Origin of the sequence: Micromonospora sp. NPDC048169, from assembly GCF_040652815.1 — a bacterium.
Taxonomy (GTDB): domain Bacteria; phylum Actinomycetota; class Actinomycetes; order Mycobacteriales; family Micromonosporaceae; genus Micromonospora.
This window is the reverse complement of the sequence record NZ_JBEZMS010000019.1, coordinates 50152-68818: the sequence shown is the minus strand read 5'-3', so window position 1 is coordinate 68818 and position 18667 is coordinate 50152. Positions and strand designations below refer to the sequence as shown.

Annotated in this window: 19 protein-coding genes; 10 read left to right on the top strand and 9 right to left on the bottom strand. The window is 74.8% G+C overall.

Going from position 1 to position 18667, the window contains the following annotated elements; translation table 11 throughout:
- Positions 1–4: 4 nt before the first annotated feature.
- From AB0D28_RS18155 to AB0D28_RS18135, 5 genes are read right to left on the bottom strand one after another with little or no spacing between them, the layout of a single operon-like run.
- Positions 5–1486 (bottom strand): PfkB family carbohydrate kinase, encoded by a 1482-nt coding sequence (locus tag AB0D28_RS18155; RefSeq protein WP_357387056.1) that lies wholly within the window; start codon positions 1484–1486, stop codon positions 5–7.
- Positions 1483–2175, bottom strand: a complete 693-nt coding sequence (locus tag AB0D28_RS18150) for an SIS domain-containing protein (protein ID WP_357387054.1) — start codon at positions 2173–2175, stop codon at positions 1483–1485. Before AB0D28_RS18150 ends, AB0D28_RS18155 begins: the two co-directional genes overlap by 4 nt.
- Positions 2175–3392: a glycosyltransferase gene (locus AB0D28_RS18145; RefSeq protein ID WP_357387052.1), complete on the bottom strand. Its 1218-nt coding sequence runs from the start codon at positions 3390–3392 to the stop codon at positions 2175–2177. Before AB0D28_RS18145 ends, AB0D28_RS18150 begins: the two co-directional genes overlap by 1 nt.
- Positions 3377–4351 (bottom strand): glycosyltransferase, encoded by a 975-nt coding sequence (locus AB0D28_RS18140; protein WP_357387050.1) that lies wholly within the window; start codon positions 4349–4351, stop codon positions 3377–3379. The genes AB0D28_RS18145 and AB0D28_RS18140 overlap by 16 nt, the downstream gene beginning before the upstream one ends.
- Positions 4348–5937 carry an HAD-IIIA family hydrolase gene (locus tag AB0D28_RS18135; RefSeq protein ID WP_357387148.1) on the bottom strand — a complete coding sequence of 530 codons (1590 nt, stop codon included), beginning with the start codon at positions 5935–5937 and terminating at the stop codon, positions 4348–4350. The genes AB0D28_RS18140 and AB0D28_RS18135 overlap by 4 nt, the downstream gene beginning before the upstream one ends.
- Before the next feature lie 258 nt (positions 5938–6195).
- On the opposite strand from AB0D28_RS18135, the gene AB0D28_RS18130 reads away from it, so the two are divergent.
- The gene (locus tag AB0D28_RS18130) at positions 6196–6642 is read left to right on the top strand and encodes an SRPBCC family protein (protein WP_357387146.1); all 447 of its coding nucleotides are present in this window, start codon (positions 6196–6198) and stop codon (positions 6640–6642) included.
- A 91-nt stretch (positions 6643–6733) separates the two neighbouring features.
- Positions 6734–7501, top strand: a complete 768-nt coding sequence (locus tag AB0D28_RS18125; RefSeq protein ID WP_013285395.1) for a polyprenol monophosphomannose synthase — start codon at positions 6734–6736, stop codon at positions 7499–7501.
- 446 nt (positions 7502–7947) lie between these two features.
- On the opposite strand, the gene AB0D28_RS18120 is transcribed toward AB0D28_RS18125, so the two are convergent.
- Positions 7948–9540, bottom strand: coding sequence for an NAD(P)/FAD-dependent oxidoreductase (locus tag AB0D28_RS18120; RefSeq protein ID WP_357387048.1), 1593 nt, complete (start codon positions 9538–9540; stop codon positions 7948–7950).
- Between the two features lie 72 nt (positions 9541–9612).
- Between AB0D28_RS18120 and AB0D28_RS18115 the strand changes: the two genes are divergently transcribed.
- Positions 9613–11046, top strand: a complete 1434-nt coding sequence (locus AB0D28_RS18115; protein WP_357387046.1) for an aldehyde dehydrogenase family protein — start codon at positions 9613–9615, stop codon at positions 11044–11046.
- A gap of 59 nt (positions 11047–11105) precedes the next feature.
- Here the strand turns inward: AB0D28_RS18115 and AB0D28_RS18110 are convergent, their stop codons facing one another.
- On the bottom strand, positions 11106–11510 hold the full coding sequence (locus AB0D28_RS18110) for a ChaB family protein (protein WP_357387044.1): 405 nt from the start codon (positions 11508–11510) through the stop codon (positions 11106–11108).
- 138 nt (positions 11511–11648) lie between these two features.
- Between AB0D28_RS18110 and AB0D28_RS18105 the strand changes: the two genes are divergently transcribed.
- The 5 genes from AB0D28_RS18105 (at position 11649) to AB0D28_RS18085 (ending at position 14411) form a co-directional block, all read left to right on the top strand.
- A complete protein-coding gene (locus tag AB0D28_RS18105) occupies positions 11649–12677 on the top strand; it encodes a YihY/virulence factor BrkB family protein (RefSeq protein WP_357387042.1) in 1029 nt (342 codons plus the stop codon).
- Between the two features lie 57 nt (positions 12678–12734).
- Positions 12735–13151 carry a DUF2795 domain-containing protein gene (locus AB0D28_RS18100; protein WP_357387040.1) on the top strand — a complete coding sequence of 139 codons (417 nt, stop codon included), beginning with the start codon at positions 12735–12737 and terminating at the stop codon, positions 13149–13151.
- A gap of 55 nt (positions 13152–13206) precedes the next feature.
- Positions 13207–13668: an SRPBCC family protein gene (locus AB0D28_RS18095; RefSeq protein ID WP_357387038.1), complete on the top strand. Its 462-nt coding sequence runs from the start codon at positions 13207–13209 to the stop codon at positions 13666–13668.
- A gap of 101 nt (positions 13669–13769) precedes the next feature.
- Positions 13770–14033: a hypothetical protein gene (locus AB0D28_RS18090; RefSeq protein ID WP_030270328.1), complete on the top strand. Its 264-nt coding sequence runs from the start codon at positions 13770–13772 to the stop codon at positions 14031–14033.
- Positions 14034–14198: 165 nt separating this feature from the next.
- Positions 14199–14411 (top strand): hypothetical protein, encoded by a 213-nt coding sequence (locus tag AB0D28_RS18085; protein WP_357387036.1) that lies wholly within the window; start codon positions 14199–14201, stop codon positions 14409–14411.
- 1 nt (position 14412) lies between these two features.
- Here AB0D28_RS18085 and AB0D28_RS18080 read toward each other — a convergent pair whose 3' ends face one another.
- A complete protein-coding gene (locus AB0D28_RS18080; RefSeq protein WP_357387034.1) occupies positions 14413–14859 on the bottom strand; it encodes a hypothetical protein in 447 nt (148 codons plus the stop codon).
- A 162-nt stretch (positions 14860–15021) separates the two neighbouring features.
- Between AB0D28_RS18080 and AB0D28_RS18075 the strand changes: the two genes are divergently transcribed.
- Positions 15022–15390 (top strand): DUF6401 family natural product biosynthesis protein, encoded by a 369-nt coding sequence (locus tag AB0D28_RS18075; protein ID WP_357387032.1) that lies wholly within the window; start codon positions 15022–15024, stop codon positions 15388–15390.
- Between the two features lie 60 nt (positions 15391–15450).
- On the opposite strand, the gene AB0D28_RS18070 is transcribed toward AB0D28_RS18075, so the two are convergent.
- Entirely contained in the window at positions 15451–16311 is an 861-nt protein-coding gene (locus AB0D28_RS18070) for a hypothetical protein (protein ID WP_013285384.1), read from the bottom strand.
- Positions 16312–16511: 200 nt separating this feature from the next.
- On the opposite strand from AB0D28_RS18070, the gene AB0D28_RS18065 reads away from it, so the two are divergent.
- On the top strand, positions 16512–18665 hold the full coding sequence (locus AB0D28_RS18065) for a SpoIIE family protein phosphatase (protein ID WP_357387030.1): 2154 nt from the start codon (positions 16512–16514) through the stop codon (positions 18663–18665).
- Positions 18666–18667: the final 2 nt, after the last annotated feature.

The following is an 18667-nucleotide window of genomic DNA, read 5'->3' as shown; positions in this document are numbered from 1 at the left end:
TCGTTCATCGTGCTCCCTTCGCCGTGGACCGGACCCGCGTGACGGCCTCGGCCGCGTCGACCGGCCAGCCGCCGCTGCCGCGCCCGGCCCGCGCCGCCGCGATCATGTCGGTGGTGGAGCGCCCGTCCAGGTACGGCACGACCACCGTGTGGCCGCCCCAGCGGGCCAGGATCTCCGTCTCGGGCAGCGTCTCCGGCCCGCCGCCGCTGGCGTAGTCGCCGCCCTTGACCCAGATGTCCGGGCGCAACCAGGACAGCGTCGCCTCCGGAGTCGGCTCGTCGAAGATCAGCACCGCGTCGACGCAGCCGAGCGCGGCGAGCAGCCGCCCCCGGTCGCCCTGCGGCACGACCGGACGTTCCGGCCCCTTGAGCCCGGCCACGCTGGCGTCGGAGTTGAGGCAGACCACCAGGCAGTCGCCGAGCTGCCGGGCCGCCTGGAGCGTCGCTACGTGCCCGGCGTGCAGCAGGTCGAAGCAGCCGCCGGTGGCCACCACGGTGCCGCCGGCCGCGCGTACCCGGGCCACCACCTCGCCGGCCGCGCCAGCGCCGATGCGGTCCCCGCCGCCGGTGACCACGGCGGGGGCCACCGCCCGCACCGGTGCGGGCAGCGCGGTGGCCACCCCACCCGCGGCCACGTACGCGGACGCCTCGGCGACCGCCTCCTGCACCGCCTCGGACACCAGCGCGCCCCGGGCCAGGGCCAGCGTCGCGGTGGACGCGAACCGGTCGCCGGCCCCGCAGGTGTCCCCCTCGGCGGGCGGCGCCGGCACCACGAGGGGCGTGGCGCCGGCGTGGCTGAGCAGCGCGCCGTCCCCGCCGAGCGTCACCGCCACCGCGCGCGCCTGCCAGCGGCGGCGCAGCGTGTGGGCGCTGCGGGACGCGACGGCCAGGCGGGAGCCGCCCGGCGGCGTCTTGGCCAGGTCGCGGGCCTCCGGCTCGTTCGGGGTGGCCAGGTGCACCCCCGGTACGGCAGCCGGCCCTCGCGGGTGCGGATCCCAGACCACCGGCGCCCGGGTCGCGGTCAGCGCGGCGCGCAGCGCCGGATGCCCCGCCACGCCCCGGCCGTAGTCGCTCACCAGCACGGCGGACGCGTCGGCGAGCAGCCGCAGCACGGCGTCGCTCGGCTGGCCCGGCGCACCGGCGGTCCCGCCCCGGTCGTGGCGCAGCAGCACCCGGCCGCGCGCCCGCAACCGGATCTTCTCCGGGGTGGCGCCGGCCAGCGGAAGCGCGTACAACCGCACCCCGGCGGCGGCGAGCAACGTGCCCAGCCGGGCGCCGCCCGCGTCGTCGGCGACGGCGGTGACCAGCGCGACCTCGGCGCCCTGCGCGGCGGCGAAGACGGCGGCCAGCCCGGCGCCACCGGGCCGGTCGAGGGACACGGTCTCGTCCAGCACCGGCACCGGGGAGTCCGGGCAGAGCCGGTTCACCAGACCTTCGACGTCGCGGTCCAGCAGCGTGTCACCGAGTACCACCACCGGTCCCCTCATGCCGTACCTCCCCGGCCGACCGGCGCCGTCGGATCCGGCTCGCCGACGACGACCTCGACACCGGCGCGTACCGGCCCGGCCGGAGTCTGCGGGGCGAGCGCGGCGGGCAGCGCCAGTTCGACGTACTCGCAGAGCACGTGCGAGGCCACCAGGTGCAGTTCCTGCACCACCTGCCCGTCCGCCGAGTCGATCGCCAGGTGCTCGTGGCAGAGGTCGGCGAGGGGGTTGGGTGCGGGTCCGGTGAAGGCCCAGGTGCGTAGGCCGGTCTGGTGGGCGGCGTGGGCGGCGGTGAGGAGGTTGGCGCTGGTGCCGCTGGTGGTCATGAGGAGGAGGTGGTCGTGGGGTCGGCCGTGGGCGCGGACCTGCCGGGCGAAGGTTTCGTCGTATCCGTAGTCGTTGGCGATGGCGGTGAGGGCACTGGTTTCGGCGTGCAGGGCGATGGCGGAGAGGGGTTGGCGGTCGTGGTGGAGTTTGCCGACGAGTTCGGCGGTGAGGTGCTGGGCTTCGGCGGCGCTGCCCCCGTTGCCGGCCACCAGCAGCCGGCCACCGGCGGCGAGCCCCCGCGCCAGCTCCGCACCCCAGCGGGCCAGCATGTGTTCGGCCTCCCGCAGGGGCAGCAGCGCGGCGGCCAGCCGGCTCAGGTGGTCCTCGAGCACCGTCGCGCCGGCGGCCGGCGTGGCGGGCGTCATCAGGCGACCACCCGGGTCGGGCGGCGCACGGTGGCCACCTCGCCGTACAGCTCGGTGAGGCGGTCCGCGGTGGTGGCCCAGGAGTAGCGGGTGCGGGCCCGCTCCAGCGCGGCGGTGGCGTAGGCGAAGCGGCGGATCCGGTCGCCGAGCAGGCCGCGCAGGGCCGCGCCGAGGGCCGCCGGCTCCCGGGGCGGCACCAGGTCGCCGGTGCGTCCGGCCACCACCGTGTCGATCAGCCCGCCGACAGCCGTCGCGACCACCGGTACGCCGCAGGCCATCGCCTCCAGTGGGGTGAGCCCGAACGGTTCGTACCAGGGTGCGGCGACGAGCACGTCGGCCGACCGGTACCAGCGGCCCATCTCCTCCCGGGGCACCGCGCCGACCAGGCGTACCCGGTCGGCGACGCCCAGGGAGCGGGCCAGCGCGCGCAGGCGCAACGCGTACGGGTCGGTCTCCAGCAGTCCGGCCGGCGGCCCGCCGACCACCACGCACTCGGCGTCGGGCACCTCGGCGACGGCCCGGATGACGTCCTGGAAGCCCTTGCGCTCGACCAGCCGGCCGACGGTGAGGATGCGGGCCCGGTCGCCGCCGCGGTCGGCGACCGGGCCGAGCGGGGAGAACGTCGTCAGGTTCACCCCCGACGGCACAACTGTCATCCGCGTCCGGGGCACGCCCATCCGGACCAGTTCGGCGACCTCGTCCTGGCACTGGGCGACCACCCGGTCCACCGAGCGGCCCAGCCTCCGCTCGTGCTCGACCCGGCCCGGCGGGCTGGTGTCCTGCACGCCCTGGTGGCGGCGCTTGACGGTGCCGAGCGCGTGGAACGTCTGCACCACCGGCACGCCCGCCCGGCGGGCCGCGGCGAGACCGGCCAGCCCGCTCATCCAGAAGTGCGCGTGCACCACCTCGGGCTGCCAGTCGCCGGTGCGCCACCGGTCGGCCAGCCACTGCCCGAACGCCGGCATGTACGGCAGCAGGTCGTCCTTGGCCACCGGCTCGGCCGGCCCGGCCGGTACGTGCACCACCTCGTACCCGTCCGGGGTGCGGACGCTCACCGGGAGGTCCACCGCGTCGAGCCGGGTGTAGACGCGTACGTCGTGACCGGCCGCCGTGAGCGCGGCGGAGAGCTCCGCGACATGCGTGTTCTGGCCACCGGCGTCCTCCCCGCCGAGGACGGCGAGCGGGCTGGCATGCTCCGAGATCATCGCGATGCGCATACTTCCTCCTCCAGCAGCCGGTCCCAGTCGGCGAGGAATCGCTCCAGGCCGTAGCGGTCCCGGGCGGCGGCCCGGGCCACGGCGCCCGCCCGGCGGGCGGACTCCGGGTCGTCCAGCAGGCCACGGGCGGCGTCGACGAGCGTGTCGACGCGGGTGGACAGCGCGCCCGCGGCGGGTGGCACCGCCTCCACCGCCTCGGTGGTGGCCAGTGCCACCACGGGCATGCCCATGGTCATGGCCTCGATGAGGCTGAGGCCGAGTGAGGTCCAGCGGCACAGGTGCAGGTACGCGCGCCGTTTGGCGAGTTCGGCGTGCATCGCGTGCTGAGGTACGTCGTCGTGGCTGGTCAGCCGGTCCGCCGGCAGGCCGAGGTGGGCGGCGAGACCGTCCACCTTCATCCCGTAGACGTCGAGTGGCGCCAGCGCGGCGAAGCGGGCGAGCAGGTCCGTGCCGGTCACCCGCCAGCGGCGTACCGGCTCGTTGATGACCACGGCGAGGCGGTCGAGTTCGCCGGTCCACTCGACGGCCGGTGTTACGACGCCGTGGTCGACCACTGTGGTGCGGGTGGCGCCGTTGTCCCAGAACAGCTCGTTGAACGCGGTGACGTGGGTGAGCAGCAGGTCGTCCCGGTCGGCCATCGGGTGCCGGGTGTTCGGCACGTCGCCTTTCGGGGTGTTGTGCTCGACGTAGATCGCGGGCAGGTCGCGGCCGGGCCGGCGGCCGAGCCACTCGGTGGCCAGGTCGAGTTCCTCCGGGCGTTGCAGGATCACCAGGTCCACGTCGGCGTCGCGCAGGTCTTCCGGGGCGATCTCGACGGCGTTGTCCGGCCACTGGTAGGTGCGCGCCCGGCCCAGCCCGTACGGGCCCCGGTCAGGGGTGACGGGCACCAGGTAGCGGTGCTTGCCGTGCACGAAGGAGGTCGTCCACGACCCGTGGACGTGCCACAGCAGGATGTTCATCCGGCCACCCCGCCCGCCACCGGCGCCGGCACGCCGAGCAGCCGCAGCGCCTCCAGCACCCGTCCCGGCTCGACCGCCGACAGGCAGGGGTGCCCGGGGACCGGGCAGACGGTGGCGCGGGTGTCCCGGCACGCCGCGCCCGCGTCACCCAGCCGCACCGTCGGCACCCGGTACGGCCCCCACTGCCCGAACGGGACGGTGGGCGCGAACAGGCTCACCACCGGCACGCCGAGTGCGGCGGCCAGGTGCGCCGGGCCGGTGTTTCCGACCACCAGCGCGGTGGCCCCGGCGATCACCGCCGCCAGCTCGTCCAGCCCGGTCCGCCCGCCCAGGTCGACGCCGCCCGCCGCGGCGACCCGCGCGGTCAGCTCCCGCTCGTCCGGCCCTCCGGTGACCACGACCCGGTGACCGGCGGCGGCGAGCACCCGGACCACGCGGGTGGCCAGTTCCTCCGGGCAGGCGCGGGTCTCCACCGACGATCCCGGGTGCAGGACCACGTAGCCGGGCGGCCCGGCGGCCTCCGCGGGCGGCGGCAGCCGGTCGGTGCGGATGCGCAGTGCCGGTTCGTCGTGGTCGGGCAGCGCGTAGCCGGCGGCGGCGGCGAGGGACAGGGCGCGTTCGGGTTCGGGTACGCCGGGCGGGACGCGGTGGCGCACGTCGAGCAGGCTGCCCGGGTAGTCGTCGCTGATCGCGCTGATGCGGGGTATCCCGGCCAGGCGCAGCAGCAGGGCCAGGGGCAGGGCGGACTGGTGGAAGGAGGTGAACACGACCGCCTCGTCGGCGCGTACCCCCGACAGCCTGTCGGTCAGCGCGCGGACGGCGTGGGGGTCGACGGGCGGGGCGGGCGCGTCGATCCACGGCAGCGACGCCTCGACGATCTCGTCCACGCCGGGGAGCAGTTCGGCGGCGGCACGGCCGCGTGGCCCGCACAGCAGCACCACCCGCTCCGCGCCCGCCGCTACCGCCCGGATGCCCGGCCCGGTCACGAGCACGTCCCCGGCCGCGTCGCTGCGCACCACCAGCACCGTGCCCCGGCGCGACCGGCGCGCGGGCCGCGGCGCGGCCGTCAGGCGCATCCGGGCCAGCACGATGCCCACCGCGTCCGGCAGGTCGGCGGCGACTGTCGGCGCGGCGGCCACCTCGGCGGTCCTCGTGGCGGGCGTGGGGACCATGATCGCGGCGGCGCCCGCCGCGGCGGCGGCGCCCGTGTCCGCGCCGATGTCACCGATCAGCACGCACCGGGTCGGCGTCGTCCCGAGCGCGCGGGCGGCCTCGTGCACCAGGCCGGGCGCGGGCTTGCGGCAGGCGCAACCGTCGGCTTCCGCGTGCGGGCAGATCGCCCAGTGGTCGAACGGACCCAGCAACTCCTCGATCCGGGCGTGCACGGCACGCATCTGCGCCTCGGTGAACAGACCCCGGGCCAGCCCGGACTGGTTGGTCACCACGGCCAGCCGCAACCCGGCCGCCCGCAACCGGTCCAGCGCCTCCCGGGCACCCGGCACCGGCCGTACCTTCTCCGGATCGCCGTTGTACGGCACGTCCTCCACCAGCGTGCCGTCGCGGTCCAGCAGCACCGCGTCGTACAGGCCGGACGGGAACCGGTCAGCACCCGGGTCAACCCGGGCTGACCTGCACTGATCCCGCTCCTGGTCCCGTCGCACGGGCGGCGGGTTCCCGACGCCCCGAGGAGTAAACGTCAACGTCGGCGCCAGGCCGCCCCGCCGGTGCCGCACGGCCGGGGCGCACGACTGCCACGACCGGCCCGGTGCGGCGATACCCGCCGCCCCGGAGAAGCTAACCCCTGTCGCCGTTAGCGACGGCCCATGGCGGGGTACCGCTCGGTGATGGCGGTTGTGGAGAAGGTGATCGACGCGCCCCCGGAGCAGGTCTTCGAGGTGCTCGCGGACGGGTGGACGTACAGCGACTGGGTGGTCGGCACCGCACACGTGCGGGACGTGGACGACGCGTGGCCCCGCGTCGGCACCAACCTGCACCACCGGGCCGGGCCCTGGCCGTTCTCCCTCCAGGACAAGTCGACGGTGCTGGAATGCGAGGCGCCGCACCGGCTGGTGCTGCGCGCCGGGCTGTGGCCGGCCGGGGAGGCGATCGTGGCGTTCGCCCTGGAGCCGCTGGAGGGCGGCCGGACCCGGGTGACGATCGGCGAGGACTTCGCCGCCGGGCCGCTGCGGTGGGTCCGTACCAAGCTCAACGACCTGGTGCTGCACCTGCGCAACCGGGAGACGCTGGCCCGGCTCTCCGACATCGCGACGCGGCAGAAGCCGGAGCCGTGATCGATCGCCCGGCGGGGCGTCTGTGCGGCTGCCGTACGAGGGACTGGCTACCCTCTCAGGTGAACCTGTCGGCTGACCGAGGATGTCCGTGATGATCGAACCCGTGCAGTTACCCTCCCCGTGGGGGGATGCGCGCCTGACCGTCGTCGTTCCGACCTACAACGAGGCGGGCAACCTTCCGGTGCTGGTCGAGCGCCTGCTCGCGCTGCCGCTGCCGGGGCTGAAGGTGCTGGTCGCGGACGACAACTCCCCGGACGGCACCGGTGAGGTCGCCGACAAGCTGGCCATCGAGCACCCGGACCGGGTGACGGTGCTGCACCGCCCGGGCAAGGAGGGCCTCGGCCGGGCGTACGTGGACGGCATCGGCCGCGCGCTCGACGACGGCGCGGACTTCGTCGCCCAGATGGACGCCGACCTGTCGCACCCGCCGGAGGCGCTGCCCGGCATGCTCGGCGCGCTGCTGTCCACCCAGGCCTCGGTGGTCATCGGCTCGCGTTACGTGCCCGGCGGCGAGCTGGACGAGAACTGGCCGCTGTACCGGCGCGCGCTCAGCGGCTGGGCCAACCTGTACGTGCACACGCTGCTGCGGGTACGCATCCGCGACCTGACCGCCGGCTTCAAGATCTGGCGGGCCGACGCGCTGCGCGCGATCGGGCTGGACCGGGTGCAGTCGAACGGCTACAGCTTCCAGGTGGAGATGCACTACCTCGCCACCAAGCTCGGCCACACGATCCTTGAGGTGCCGATCCGCTTCGAGGAACGCCGCGACGGCGACTCGAAGATGACCACCGCCACGAAGATCGAGAGCGCGCTGATGCCGTTCAAGCTGCGCAGCCGGCACCGCAACCTCGACTCCTGAGCGCTTCCGCGTTCCACCGCGCCCTCACGCCGCGTAACTGTCACCGCGCGTGAGGGCGCGCCCGCTCAGCCACATCTCCCGCCGCGCCCTTTGCTCTGCCGCCACCGGCGCAGCACCGCCCTGAGCAGGGAGGCTTTCCGGGCGGCCGTTCCGTTCACAGCGCACGTTGGTCACGATGCGTAACCGATGCATATAAGGCTGCAGAGCAAAGGCGGCGGCGCGGTTATCCCGTCGAGGCACTGCCGACCACTCAGCGTGACGCACTCGACGTAGTGGTGGTCGGTCGCTGCCGCTGAGCGCCTCGGCCCCGGCTGCCGATCTCGTTTGCCGGGAGACTGCGCCGGTCTGCGGTTCCGTCGACGAGGTTGCCAGGTGTTCCCCCGGTGGCGCGGGAAGCGGTCAACGGCAGCGGCAGCGGCAGCGGCAGCGGTGAAGGTGCGGCCGGGTCAGCGGTAGACGGTGCGGTGGGCGGCGGCGATCGTCCGGGCGTACACCGCTCCGGTGACTGCCCGGTCGCGGGCCAGCGCGGCCCGCGCCGCGTTCGCGCCCGGCGCGCCGTGCACGCCGCCGCCGGGGTGGGCGGAGGCACTGGCCAGGTAGAGCCGGTCCACCGGGGTGTCGGCCCGGCCCAGGCCGGGGATCGGCCGCAGGAACAACTGCTGGTACGCCGCGGCCGTGCCGCCGCCCAGCGCGCCCCCGACCAGGCTCGGTTCGGCGGCCTCCAGGTCGGCCGGGCCGGCCACGTGCCGCCCGACGACGGACGCCCGGAACCCGGGTGCCGCCGCCTCCAGCGTCTCTTCCATCCGCTCCACGTGCCCGGCCACCTCCTCGGCGCGCCAGTCCCGGCGGAACGGCAGGTGGGTGTAGGACCAGAGCGACTCGGTGCCGGGCGGTGAGTGGCTCGGGTCGGCCACCGACATCTGCCCCACCAGCAGGAACGGATCCCGGGGCATCTCGCCGCGGGCCAGCTCGGCCGCGTACGTGGTCAGGCCGTCCATGTCGGCGCCCAGGTGCACGGTGCCGGCACCGGCCAGGTCGCGGTTCTTCCACGGCACCGGCGCGGACAACGCCCAGTCGACCTTGAGCGTGGAGCCGTCCCACTTGAAGTGCGCCAGATCCTCGACCATCCGGGGCGGCAGCGCCGCCGCGCCGACCAGGTCGAGGAAGAGCGCCGGGGCCGGCACGTCGGCGAGCACCGCGCGCCGGGCCCGCCAGTTGGCGCCGCCGGCGGTGCGCACGCCCATCGCCCGGCCCCGGGCGGTGAGCACCCGCTCGACCCGGGCGCCGTACGTGATCCGGCCGCCCCGCTCGACCAGCCGCGCCACCAGCGCGTCGGTGATCCGCTGGGCGCCGCCGACCGGCACCGGCCAGCCCACCTGCTGGCCGAGCATGGCGAGCAGCCAGCCGTACACCCCGGAGCCGGCATCCTCCGGGGACAGGTCGGTGTGCAGGGCGCAGCCGGCCAGCAGGACCGGACCGCCCTCGCCCTCGAACAGCTCGGCACCCAGCTTGCGGACCGGGAGCACGAGGCGTCGGGCCAGCCGCAGCGCGCCGCCGACGCGGAGCTGCCGCAGCAGGCCCAGACCACCGCGCACCGGGGGGAACGGGGTGGTGATGGCCTGCAGCATCGGCTCGGCCACCCGACGCCAGTCGGCGTACGCGTGTCGCCAGCGCTCCCCGTCGCCGGGGGCGAACGCCTCCAGCGACGCGGCGGTGGTGTCCAGGTCGCGGTTGACCACGGCGGCCCGGCCGTCCGGGAGCAGGTGCGCCAGCACGTCCGGCGCGTGCGTCCAGGACAGGCCGTGCTGTTCCAGGCCCAGCCCGTCGAGCACCGGGGAGGCGTAGCCGAGCGGATAGAACGAGCTGTAGAGGTCGCTGAGATAACCGGGCGCTGTCACGTACGCGGAGCGGACGGCCCCGCCGGGCGCCTCGGTGGCCTCCAGGACCTCGACGTCCCATCCGGCGTCCACCAGCAGGTTCGCGGCCACCAGTCCGTTGTGCCCGGCTCCGATGACGACGGCGTCCGCGGTGGAGGTCATCGGATCCGCCTACCCGGCCGGTCACCGGGCGAAACGCGTTTGCCCTGCCCATGCCGGGGCAAGCACGGCCGCATGTACACGGTTGCGCAGCTCATTGGTGGAGTGTGGGGCGCCGGCGGCGAGGGCGGTGAGCTGGTCGTCCACGATCCGGCGGACGGGTCGCCGGTGACCCGGGCGCCGGTCGCCACCGCCGACGAGGTGGCCAAGGCGGTGGAGGCGGCCCGGGGCGTGGCGGCGGAGTGGGCGGCGACCGCCCCCGCGGAACGGGCCGCGGCGCTGCACCGGGCGGCGGACGCGGTCGAGGCGGCGGCCGGGGAACTGGCCGACGCGACCACGGCGGAGATGGGCAAGCCCCTCGATGACGCGCGGGGCGGGGTGGCGGCGGGCATCGGCACGCTGCGACAGTACGCCGAACTCGCCCCGGTACGCGGCGGCCGGACCCTGCACGGCGCGCACGACGCACTGGACTTCATGGCTCCCGAGCCGCGCGGCGTGGTCGCCGCGATCACCCCGTGGAACGACCCGGTGGCGGTGTCCTGCGGCCTGCTCGGCGCGGCCCTGGTCACCGGCAACGTGGTGGTCTACAAGCCGAGCGAGCGGACCCCCGCCACCGGGTGGCTGCTGGCCCGCGCGCTGGACTCGGCGTTGCCGGCCGGGGTGCTGTCGCTGCTCACCGGCGGCGGCGAGGTCGGCGCCGCGCTGGCCGGGCAGGAACTGGACGTGATCGCCCACGTGGGCTCCACCGCCACCGGCCGGGCGATCGCCGTCGCGGGCGCGCGGACCGGCGCGAAGGTGCTGCTGGAGAACGGCGGGAGCGATCCGCTGGTGGTGGACGCGGACGTCGACCCGGTCTGGGCGGCCGAGCAGGCGGCGCTCGGTTGTTTCGCCAACGCCGGGCAGATCTGCGTGGCGGTGGAGCGGATCTACGTGCACCGCGACGTCGCCGAGGGCTTCACCGACGCGCTCGTGGCACGCGCCGAGGCCCTGACCGTGGGCCCCGGCCGCGATCCGGGCACGCAGCTCGCGCCGCTTGTCGACAGGCGGCACCGGGACCACGTGCACGGGCAGGTCACCGCGGCGCTGGCGGACGGGGCCCGGGTACGCGCCGGCGGCGTGCTGCCCGACGGCCCCGGCGCGTTCTATCCGGCCACCGTGGTCGAGGGCTGCCGCCACGACATGGCGCTGGTCCGGGAGGAGACGTTCGGGCCGGTCGCCCCCGTGGTGGTGGTCGACTCGTTCAGCGAGGGCCTGCGCTGCGCGGCCGACTCGCCGTACGGCCTGGCCGCCACCGTCCTGACCGGTTCCATGAGCCACGCCCAGCGCGCCTGGCGGGAGCTGCCGGTCGGCACCGTGAAGATCAATTCGGTGTTCGGCGGGGCGCCGGGCGGCGCGGCCCAGCCGCGCCGGGGCAGCGGCCAGGGCTTCGGGTACGGCCCGGAGCTGCTGGACGAGTTCAGCACCGTCAAGGCGGTGCACCTGGAGGCGCCGGGCGGCGGCCACTGGTGAGACGGCACGAATGAGCCCGGGACCGAGGCGGTCCCGGGCTCGACGCGTACCCGAAGGGGTCAGCGACCCCCGCGGGCCTTGCGGGTCGCGTTGTTGTTGGCCTTCTCGATGGCGTTGACCAGTTCCGGCTTCGTCATCCGGGACCGGCCGCGCACGTCCAGTTTCTTCGCCACCTCCATGAGGTGGTCCTTGGTGGCGTTGGCGTCCACCCCGCCGGCCGTCGGCGCGCGCCGGGCCGGGCCGCCGCCCTCGGCCTGCTTGTCGCTGGGGCCCTTGCGGCCCTTGGGCTCCCAGTGGTCGCCCACCTTCTCGAACTCGTGCTTGACCGCGGCGAAGGCGGTGCGGTGCGCCCGCTCCCCCTCGCCGTAGGTCTCGACCGCCGAGTCGTGCGTCTTCTCCCAGGTCCGCTGCGCCTTCGCCGGCGAGCGCCGCAGCGTGCTGGGCAGTACCTCGCGCCCGGGCATCTCGTCCTCCTGGAGTATCGATCGGCTGTCTGGTGTGGTTCCCTCCCGCCCGGCGGGCAAACCGGCACCCGGTTTGTCGATTTCCACCGGCGGGTACCGCCCGCCCACGCCCGGTGGCGGGGCCTGGAGGAGGCGGACATGACCGTGACCACACCACAGACGGTCGGCGGCCGGACGCGATCCCGCTTCCCCCGGCGGATCCGCCAGCTCAACTGGCGCACCTGGCGCGGCGTGCTGATGCGCAGCGGCAAGGGTTTCGTCACTGACAACTGCGCGGACTGGGCGGCGGCGCTCACCTACTACGGGGTGCTGGCGCTGTTCCCGTCCACGATCGTGGTGGTGGCGCTGGTCGGACTGGTCTCCGACGGGCCCCGCACCGTCGACACCGTGATCGACCTGGCCCGGGAGATCGGCGCCGGCTCGGTGGTCGGCAACGACGCGTTCGTCGGTGTGGTGCGCAACGTGGTCGAACAGCAGGGCTCGGCGAAGGTGCTGCTGAGCTTCGGCCTGCTCGGCGCGCTCTGGTCCGCGTCCGGGTTCATCGGCGCGTTCACCCGGGCCTCGAACGCGATCTACGGGGTGCGGGAGGGGCGGCCGTTCTACCGGCTGCGCCCGTTGCAGATCGGCATGGCCGCGGTGACGATCGTGCTGCTGGCGGTGGTGGCCACCGGGCTGATCGTCAGCGGCCCGGTCACCGACGCGGTGGGTGACCTGCTGCACGCCGGGGCGGTGGCCCGGACCACGTGGTCGGTGGCGAAGTGGCCGCTGCTCGCGGTGGTCGCGATGACCTTGCTGTCGCTGCTGTTCTGGATCGCGCCGAACGTCCGCCAGCCGCGGTTCCGCTGGCTCACCCCGGGTGGCGCGCTGGCGCTCGTGGCCTGGGTGCTCGCCTCCTTCGGCTTCGGCCTGTACGTGGCCAACTTCGGCTCGTACGACGTCACGTACGGCAGTCTCGGCGCGGTCATCGCGTTCCTGGTGTGGCTCTACCTGTCCAACTGCGCGTTGATGCTCGGCGTGCAGGTGAACGCGGAGCTGCAGCGCGGGCGGGCGATGCAGGCCGGGATCGAGGAGCCGGACGACCCGGTGCTGCCGCCGCGCGCCCCGGCCGACGAGGACAAGGAGAACGCGGACAGCGAGAAGACCGCCGACCGGTTGCCGCCCGGATGACCGGCTCCCCCGGCCGGCGCCGGTTTACCGGCGGCCCTCGGGGGCATCTCCCAAGGCATGGAACGTGGCAGCAGCAAGCACTCGCCCAGGGTCGACGACCAGATGAGCAGTGAGGTCAGCGGTCTCGTCCAGAGCGCCGGCACCGGCGGTTCCCGGGCCGAGGAGTTCCGGATCCCCGAGCCGGCCGGCGAGGACCAGCCGGAGGCCACCACGGCGCCGGCCGGGGAGCTGCGCAGCGGCGCGCCGCAGGGCATGAACTCCGAGGACGTCGAGGCGCGCAGCCGCCTGGGGCGGTTCATCACGATGACCGCCCTGCCCGGCGACCGGGAGGCGCTGCTTGCCAACGCGCTGGAGAACGAGGCGCCGACGGACATCGTCGCCGCCCTGGAGACCCTGCCCGAGGGCACCACCTACCAGACGATCTCCGAGGTGTGGGCCGCACTCGGGCACCGGAACGAGACGACGCGCTGGTGAGCGGGCCGGCCCACGGCCCGCGACGAGACACCGGCGGAACAGGAGGAACCCCGACATGAGTGGCGTTACCGAGCATGTGGACGTGAAGGTCCCGATCCGGACCGCGTACGACCAGTGGACCCAGTTCGAGGAGTTCCCGCACTTCATGGAGGGTGTGCAGGAGGTCCGGCAGCTCTCGGACAGGATGACCCACTGGACGGTCGAGATCGCGGGCGTGAAGCGCGAGTTCGACGCCGAGATCACCGAGCAGTTGCCGGACGAGCGGGTGGCCTGGCGCTCCACCGGGGGCACCCAGCAGGCGGGCGTGGTGACCTTCCACCGCCTCGACGAGGGGCACACCCGGGTCACGCTCCAGATGGAGTTCGAGCCGCACGGCGTGGTCGAGCAGGCCGGCGACAAGCTGGGCGTGGTCGACCGGCGCGCCAAGGGCGACCTGGAGCGGTTCAAGCAGTTCATCGAGCGGCGCGGTCAGGAGACGGGCGCCTGGCGCGGCGCCGTCGACCGCCCCACCCCCTGAGCACCCTTCCCCGTACCGAGTCTCCGATGGCCGCCGGCACCGCCGGCGGCCATCGCCGTGCCCGGCCGTTTGCGATCATCCGGTCCGGGTACCGCAGGGTAATGACCGACAACGACCGCCACGTGTGGCGCGACGAGGACCGCACTCCCCTGCACGAGCTGGACCAGGCCATCGCCCGGTCGGCCACGGACGGCCAGGGCGACGACGTCACCGCCAACGACGCCGGCGAGGAGGCCGCGTTCGGCCACGGCCCGGAGGCGGTGGACCGGGGTGCCGGCCCGGAGGCCGAGCGGCGTGAGATGACCGATGCGGACCGGGCCTACCGGCCGTCGACGATCGGGCGGACCGGCCCCGACAGCATGTGATCCCCGGGTGACTGCGGGCACCCGTGCCGGTGCCCGCAGCCGCCGGATTCATGCTCGGCCGAAGCGACATAAAGTGCGGTACGGACGGTCGGGAAAACGGACAGCCCATCCAGAATCGGCCGAACGGCTGACGGCACTCACCTCGATGCGCGCAAGACTTTCGGGATGCAACAGGGCTCCGGTTTTCTCTCCAACCGTCAGCGCAAGCTCGCCTGGCTGGGCTTCCTGCTCGCCGCGATCCAGGCTCCGGTCTCGGCCCGGTTCACCGACGACAGCTCCTGGCTGTTCAGCCTGGTGGTGGCGCTGATGGTAGCGACCGTGATCATCGCCGACGACGGCGCCCGCCGCCGCCCGGCCGACGCCCGCGCCTCCGACTGAGTCAGCTTCCGCCGGGGCGCGCCTCGTGCCCCGGCACCCCCCGGCTGCGGCGGCGCTCCTTCATCTCCGCCTCGTAGAGGTGCCGCCGGCCCTCGACCAGCTCGTCGCGGGCCCGCCGGTCCAGCTCCCGGAAGAGCGCGTAGTACCCGTCGTCGAAGTCCTCGACGATCTGGAACGTCCACCGTCCGGCGATGACGTTGCGGCCGAGCAGTTCCCTGTCGATCCGCTCGGCGAGCGCCGGGTGGCCGGCGGAGCGGAACATCTCCACCGCGTCGTCGAGCATCAGGTCGGCGTGGCCGATGAGCTGGTGCAGCTCGTACAGGTGGCCCCGGGCCCGCTCGACGCACTCCAGGGCCTCGCTGAGCTTGCCCAGCGCCTCGACGGTGGCGTCACTCACTCCCTCCGGGCGCCGGTGCGCCCGGTCCGGTCCGTCGGCCCGTTGTCCCATCCTGTCCCTCCGTGACCCGATCGCGTGGTCTGCGTACCGGACTTCTGCCCCCGCACGGGCGACTCAACCCTGGCGGAGGAGGCGGCCGCTCCCCCGGACGATCCGGGCATCCGCCGCTCGGCCGAGGCCGGCCCCCGGTGGGCGGCGTTAGCCTCGGACACCATGCGCGCGCCGAAGGACCGGGTCGCGACCCGCCGCTCTGCGGCCGTGGCCGCGCGGACGACCCTCACCACGCTCACCGCCGCCGTCGGCACCGCCGGCCTCGCCGCGGCCCACGCGAACCCGGGGCTGCTCGCCGAGGTCGACCAGCACGCCGCCGGGGTACGCGACAGCCTCGACGGCGACCGCCGGCCGCTCACCGTCGCGGCGCTGGCCGGGTACGTCGACGGGCTGCGCGAGGCGGCGGCCGAGCACGGCTGGACGCCGCCGGCCGGGGCGGAGGTGGACTGGTCCGAGCCGGACTGGATGCTCACCCGCCTGCTCGCGGTCTGCCTGCTGGCCCGCGGGCTGGACCCGCGCCACCTGGCCTGACCCGGGCACGGCTACGGGGCGCCCGCGATCGCCCCGCGGACACCCCGTAACCCGTTGCCGTCAGCCGTTCGGCCGGCGGAACTGCTGCGTCTCGTCCCCTGCCTCGCCGGAGCGGTACGTGCCCGCCCCCGACATGGACGACTGCGGCGCCGCCGGTGCCGGTTGCCCGCCCCGGTCGGCCATCCGCCGCTCGTAGTCGCCGCGGCCGGCCTGCTGCGCCTGCCGCTGCTGCCGGATCGCCCGGGACTCCTCGGCGGCCCGGTGCAGCCAGCCGTCCCAGCGGTCCTGCATCGGCTTGACCAGACCACCACCGACACCCACGATCAGGATGCCGGCCACTGTGGCGAGGAACGCCACAAGCACCGGTGTGGTCACCGTGGTGGCGATGCCCACCTGGTTCAGCGCGGCGATGATGCCGAGCGCCAGGATGAAGATCGCCGTCACGTCGGCCAGCACCCGGCCGTACGAGAGCCCGCCGAGCGCGCCGGAGACCAGGTCCCGGACGGCGTTGGCGATGGCGGCGGCGATCACCACGATCACGATCGCCACGAAGGCCCGCGGCAGCCAGGACACCACCCCGCGAATCAGGTCGCTGATCGCGTTTGGTCCCCACACCCCGAAGGCGAACTGCAGGGTGAACAACAGGACCGCGTAGTAGGCCAGTTTGGCCAGGATGTCGCTGGCGTCGTACTTGGTGCGTTCCAGGGCCCGTTTGACACCGCCGCGTTCCACGGCGCGGTCGAACCCGACCCGTTCCAGTGCCGCGTCCACGATTTTGAGGACGGCTCGGGCGATGAGCCAACCCACGACGAGGATCGCGATGAACGCGATCGCCCGCGGTACGAAGAGCAGCACCGACCTCCAGAAGTCGGTCCAGGCCGCACTGATGTCGACCTGTCCGACCGCGAGGGTTTTCGGCATGATGTCCCTCCTGTCGCGTGAACTGCGCCGCCCGCATACCCGATGGCCTGGGCAGCACGCCGGGCCGGACCGGGGCAATTTCCCGACATGGCCTGCCTAACCGGCCCTGACCTGCTCGAACATCCGCGTCGTCGGGTGCCCGCGTCCGCCACGGACACATGATCGGAACCAGCCGGCCACGCGCCGGTTAGGCTGCGGTCATGCCAGGCACCGTCGGTCGGGTTCCCACTCCGTCCGCCCCCGCACCGGGAGCGCCCACCGATCCCGTCGTCGGCGGGCCGGCGGCCGGTGCCGTTCACCCCTGGGCCGGCACGTCGCTGGGGCCCCCGGACACCTGGGATCCCGCGGTCCGCGCGGTGGCCGACGTGGTGCTCGCCTCCCCGGTGCCGATGGCCCTGCTCCTCGGCGACGACCTGGTGGTCTTCTACAACGACGGGTACGCCGAGCTGATCGGCGACCGGCACCCGGACGCGCTGGGCCGGCCGGCGGCCGAGGCGTTCGCCGAGGTGTGGCGCGACCCGGGCGCGGGCGAGGCGCTGGAACGGGTCTACCGGCACGGCGAGCCGTTCCTGCAACGGGAGGCGGTGCTGCCGGCCGACCGGCAGGGCCCGGCCGAGCCGGCCGTGTTCACCAGGGGCCACTGCCCGGTCCGCGACTCCGGCGGCCGCATCGTCGGCGTGCTCACCGTCTCGGCGCAGACCACCCAGCTGACCCAGCAGTTGCAGAGCCTGAGCGACTTCGCGGCGGCGCTGGCCGGCACGCTCACACTCGACGACGTGGCGCGGGTGACGCTGCGCTACTGCCTGCACACCTTCGACGCCGACCGGGTGTCGTTCGCGGTGGACGAGGGCAGCGCGTGGCGGCTGGTCCGCCGCATCCGCGGCGAGCTGCTCGACGAGGCCGACGAGCGGCTGCCCCCGCTGTGGCGGCGGATGTCCGCCGAGTCGGCGCTGCCGGCGGTGGTGTCCGCGCGCAGTGGCGTGGCCTCGTTCACCGCCGACGGGCAGCCGCTGCGCGGTGTCGCGGCGGACCGGCACGACGAGAAGATCCGCGCGCTCGCGGCGCTGCCGCTGCGGACGACTGTGGTCCGGGGTTCGCTGACCGTCGGCTACCGGGCGCCGCGCCCCTGGTCCCCAGCGGAACGGGCGCTGCTCACCGCGTCGGCGGAGCTGGTCGGCCAGGCCGCCGAGCGGGCCCGCCGGTTCGAGACCCAGCACGGCACCGCCCAGATGCTGCAACGCAGCATGCTCCCGGAACGGCTGCCGGACCTGCCCCGGCTGCGCATCGCCGCGCGGTACGACCCGGGCGTGGACGGCAACGCCGCGGGCGGCGACTTCTACGACGCGTTCCTGCTGCCCACCGGCGCGCTGGGCGTGGTGCTGGGCGACGTGGCCGGACACGACGTGCAGGCCGCCGCCCGGATGGGCCAGGTACGCGCCGCGCTGCGCGCGCTCGCCCTCGTCGACTCCCGCCCGGACGCGGTGCTCGACGGACTGGACCGGCTGGTCAGCAGCCTCGGCGTCGAGGGCGGCACCCAGGAGCTGTTCGTGACGGTGATCTTCGGCGTGGTCGAGGCGGACCGGGAGCTGATCACGCTCGCCAGCGCCGGTCATCCCGCGCCGTTGATCCGCCGCGCCGGACCGGACGCGGCGGTGGCCGAGTTCGTCGACGTGCCGCCGGCCCCTCCGCTGGGCCTGGGCGGGCGTGCGCGTACCGCCACCGTGCCGTTCCGTCCCGGCGACACCCTGCTGCTCTACAGCGACGGCGTGGTGGAGCGGCGCTGGCAGGACCTGGCGGCCGGGATGGCCGGGCTGGGCGCGGCGGTGACCGGGGCGGCAGGCGGTGACCCGCGCGCGCTGTGCGCGGTGGCGACCGCGTCGGTGCCGGGCGCCACCGAGGACGACGTGGCGGTGCTCGCGGTGGAGTACGCGGTGCGCCCCAGCCGGTCGGCGAGCATGGAGGTGCCGGCCGAGCCGACCGCGCCGAGCCGGGTCCGGCACTGGATGACCGCGCAGCTCGGCGAGTGGCGGGTGCCCGAGGCGGTGATCGGGGCCGCGGTGCTGTGCACCAGCGAGCTGACCACGAACGCGCTGCTGCACGCCGGCACGGCCGCCCGGGTCGAGGTCGACCTGTCCGCCGAGCGGCTGCTGGTGTCGGTGGCCGACTCCGGCACCCGGGGTCAGGTCACCCGGGCGCAGACCGACACGCTCAGCAGCCGGGGCCGCGGGCTCGGCCTGATCGAGGAGCTGAGCGACGCCTGGGGCACCGACCCGGCCGTACGCGGCTCGACGGTCTGGTTCGAGATCCTCATTCCGCCGGGTGAGTCGCGCGTCGGCGACGCTGCGGCCGGGTAGGA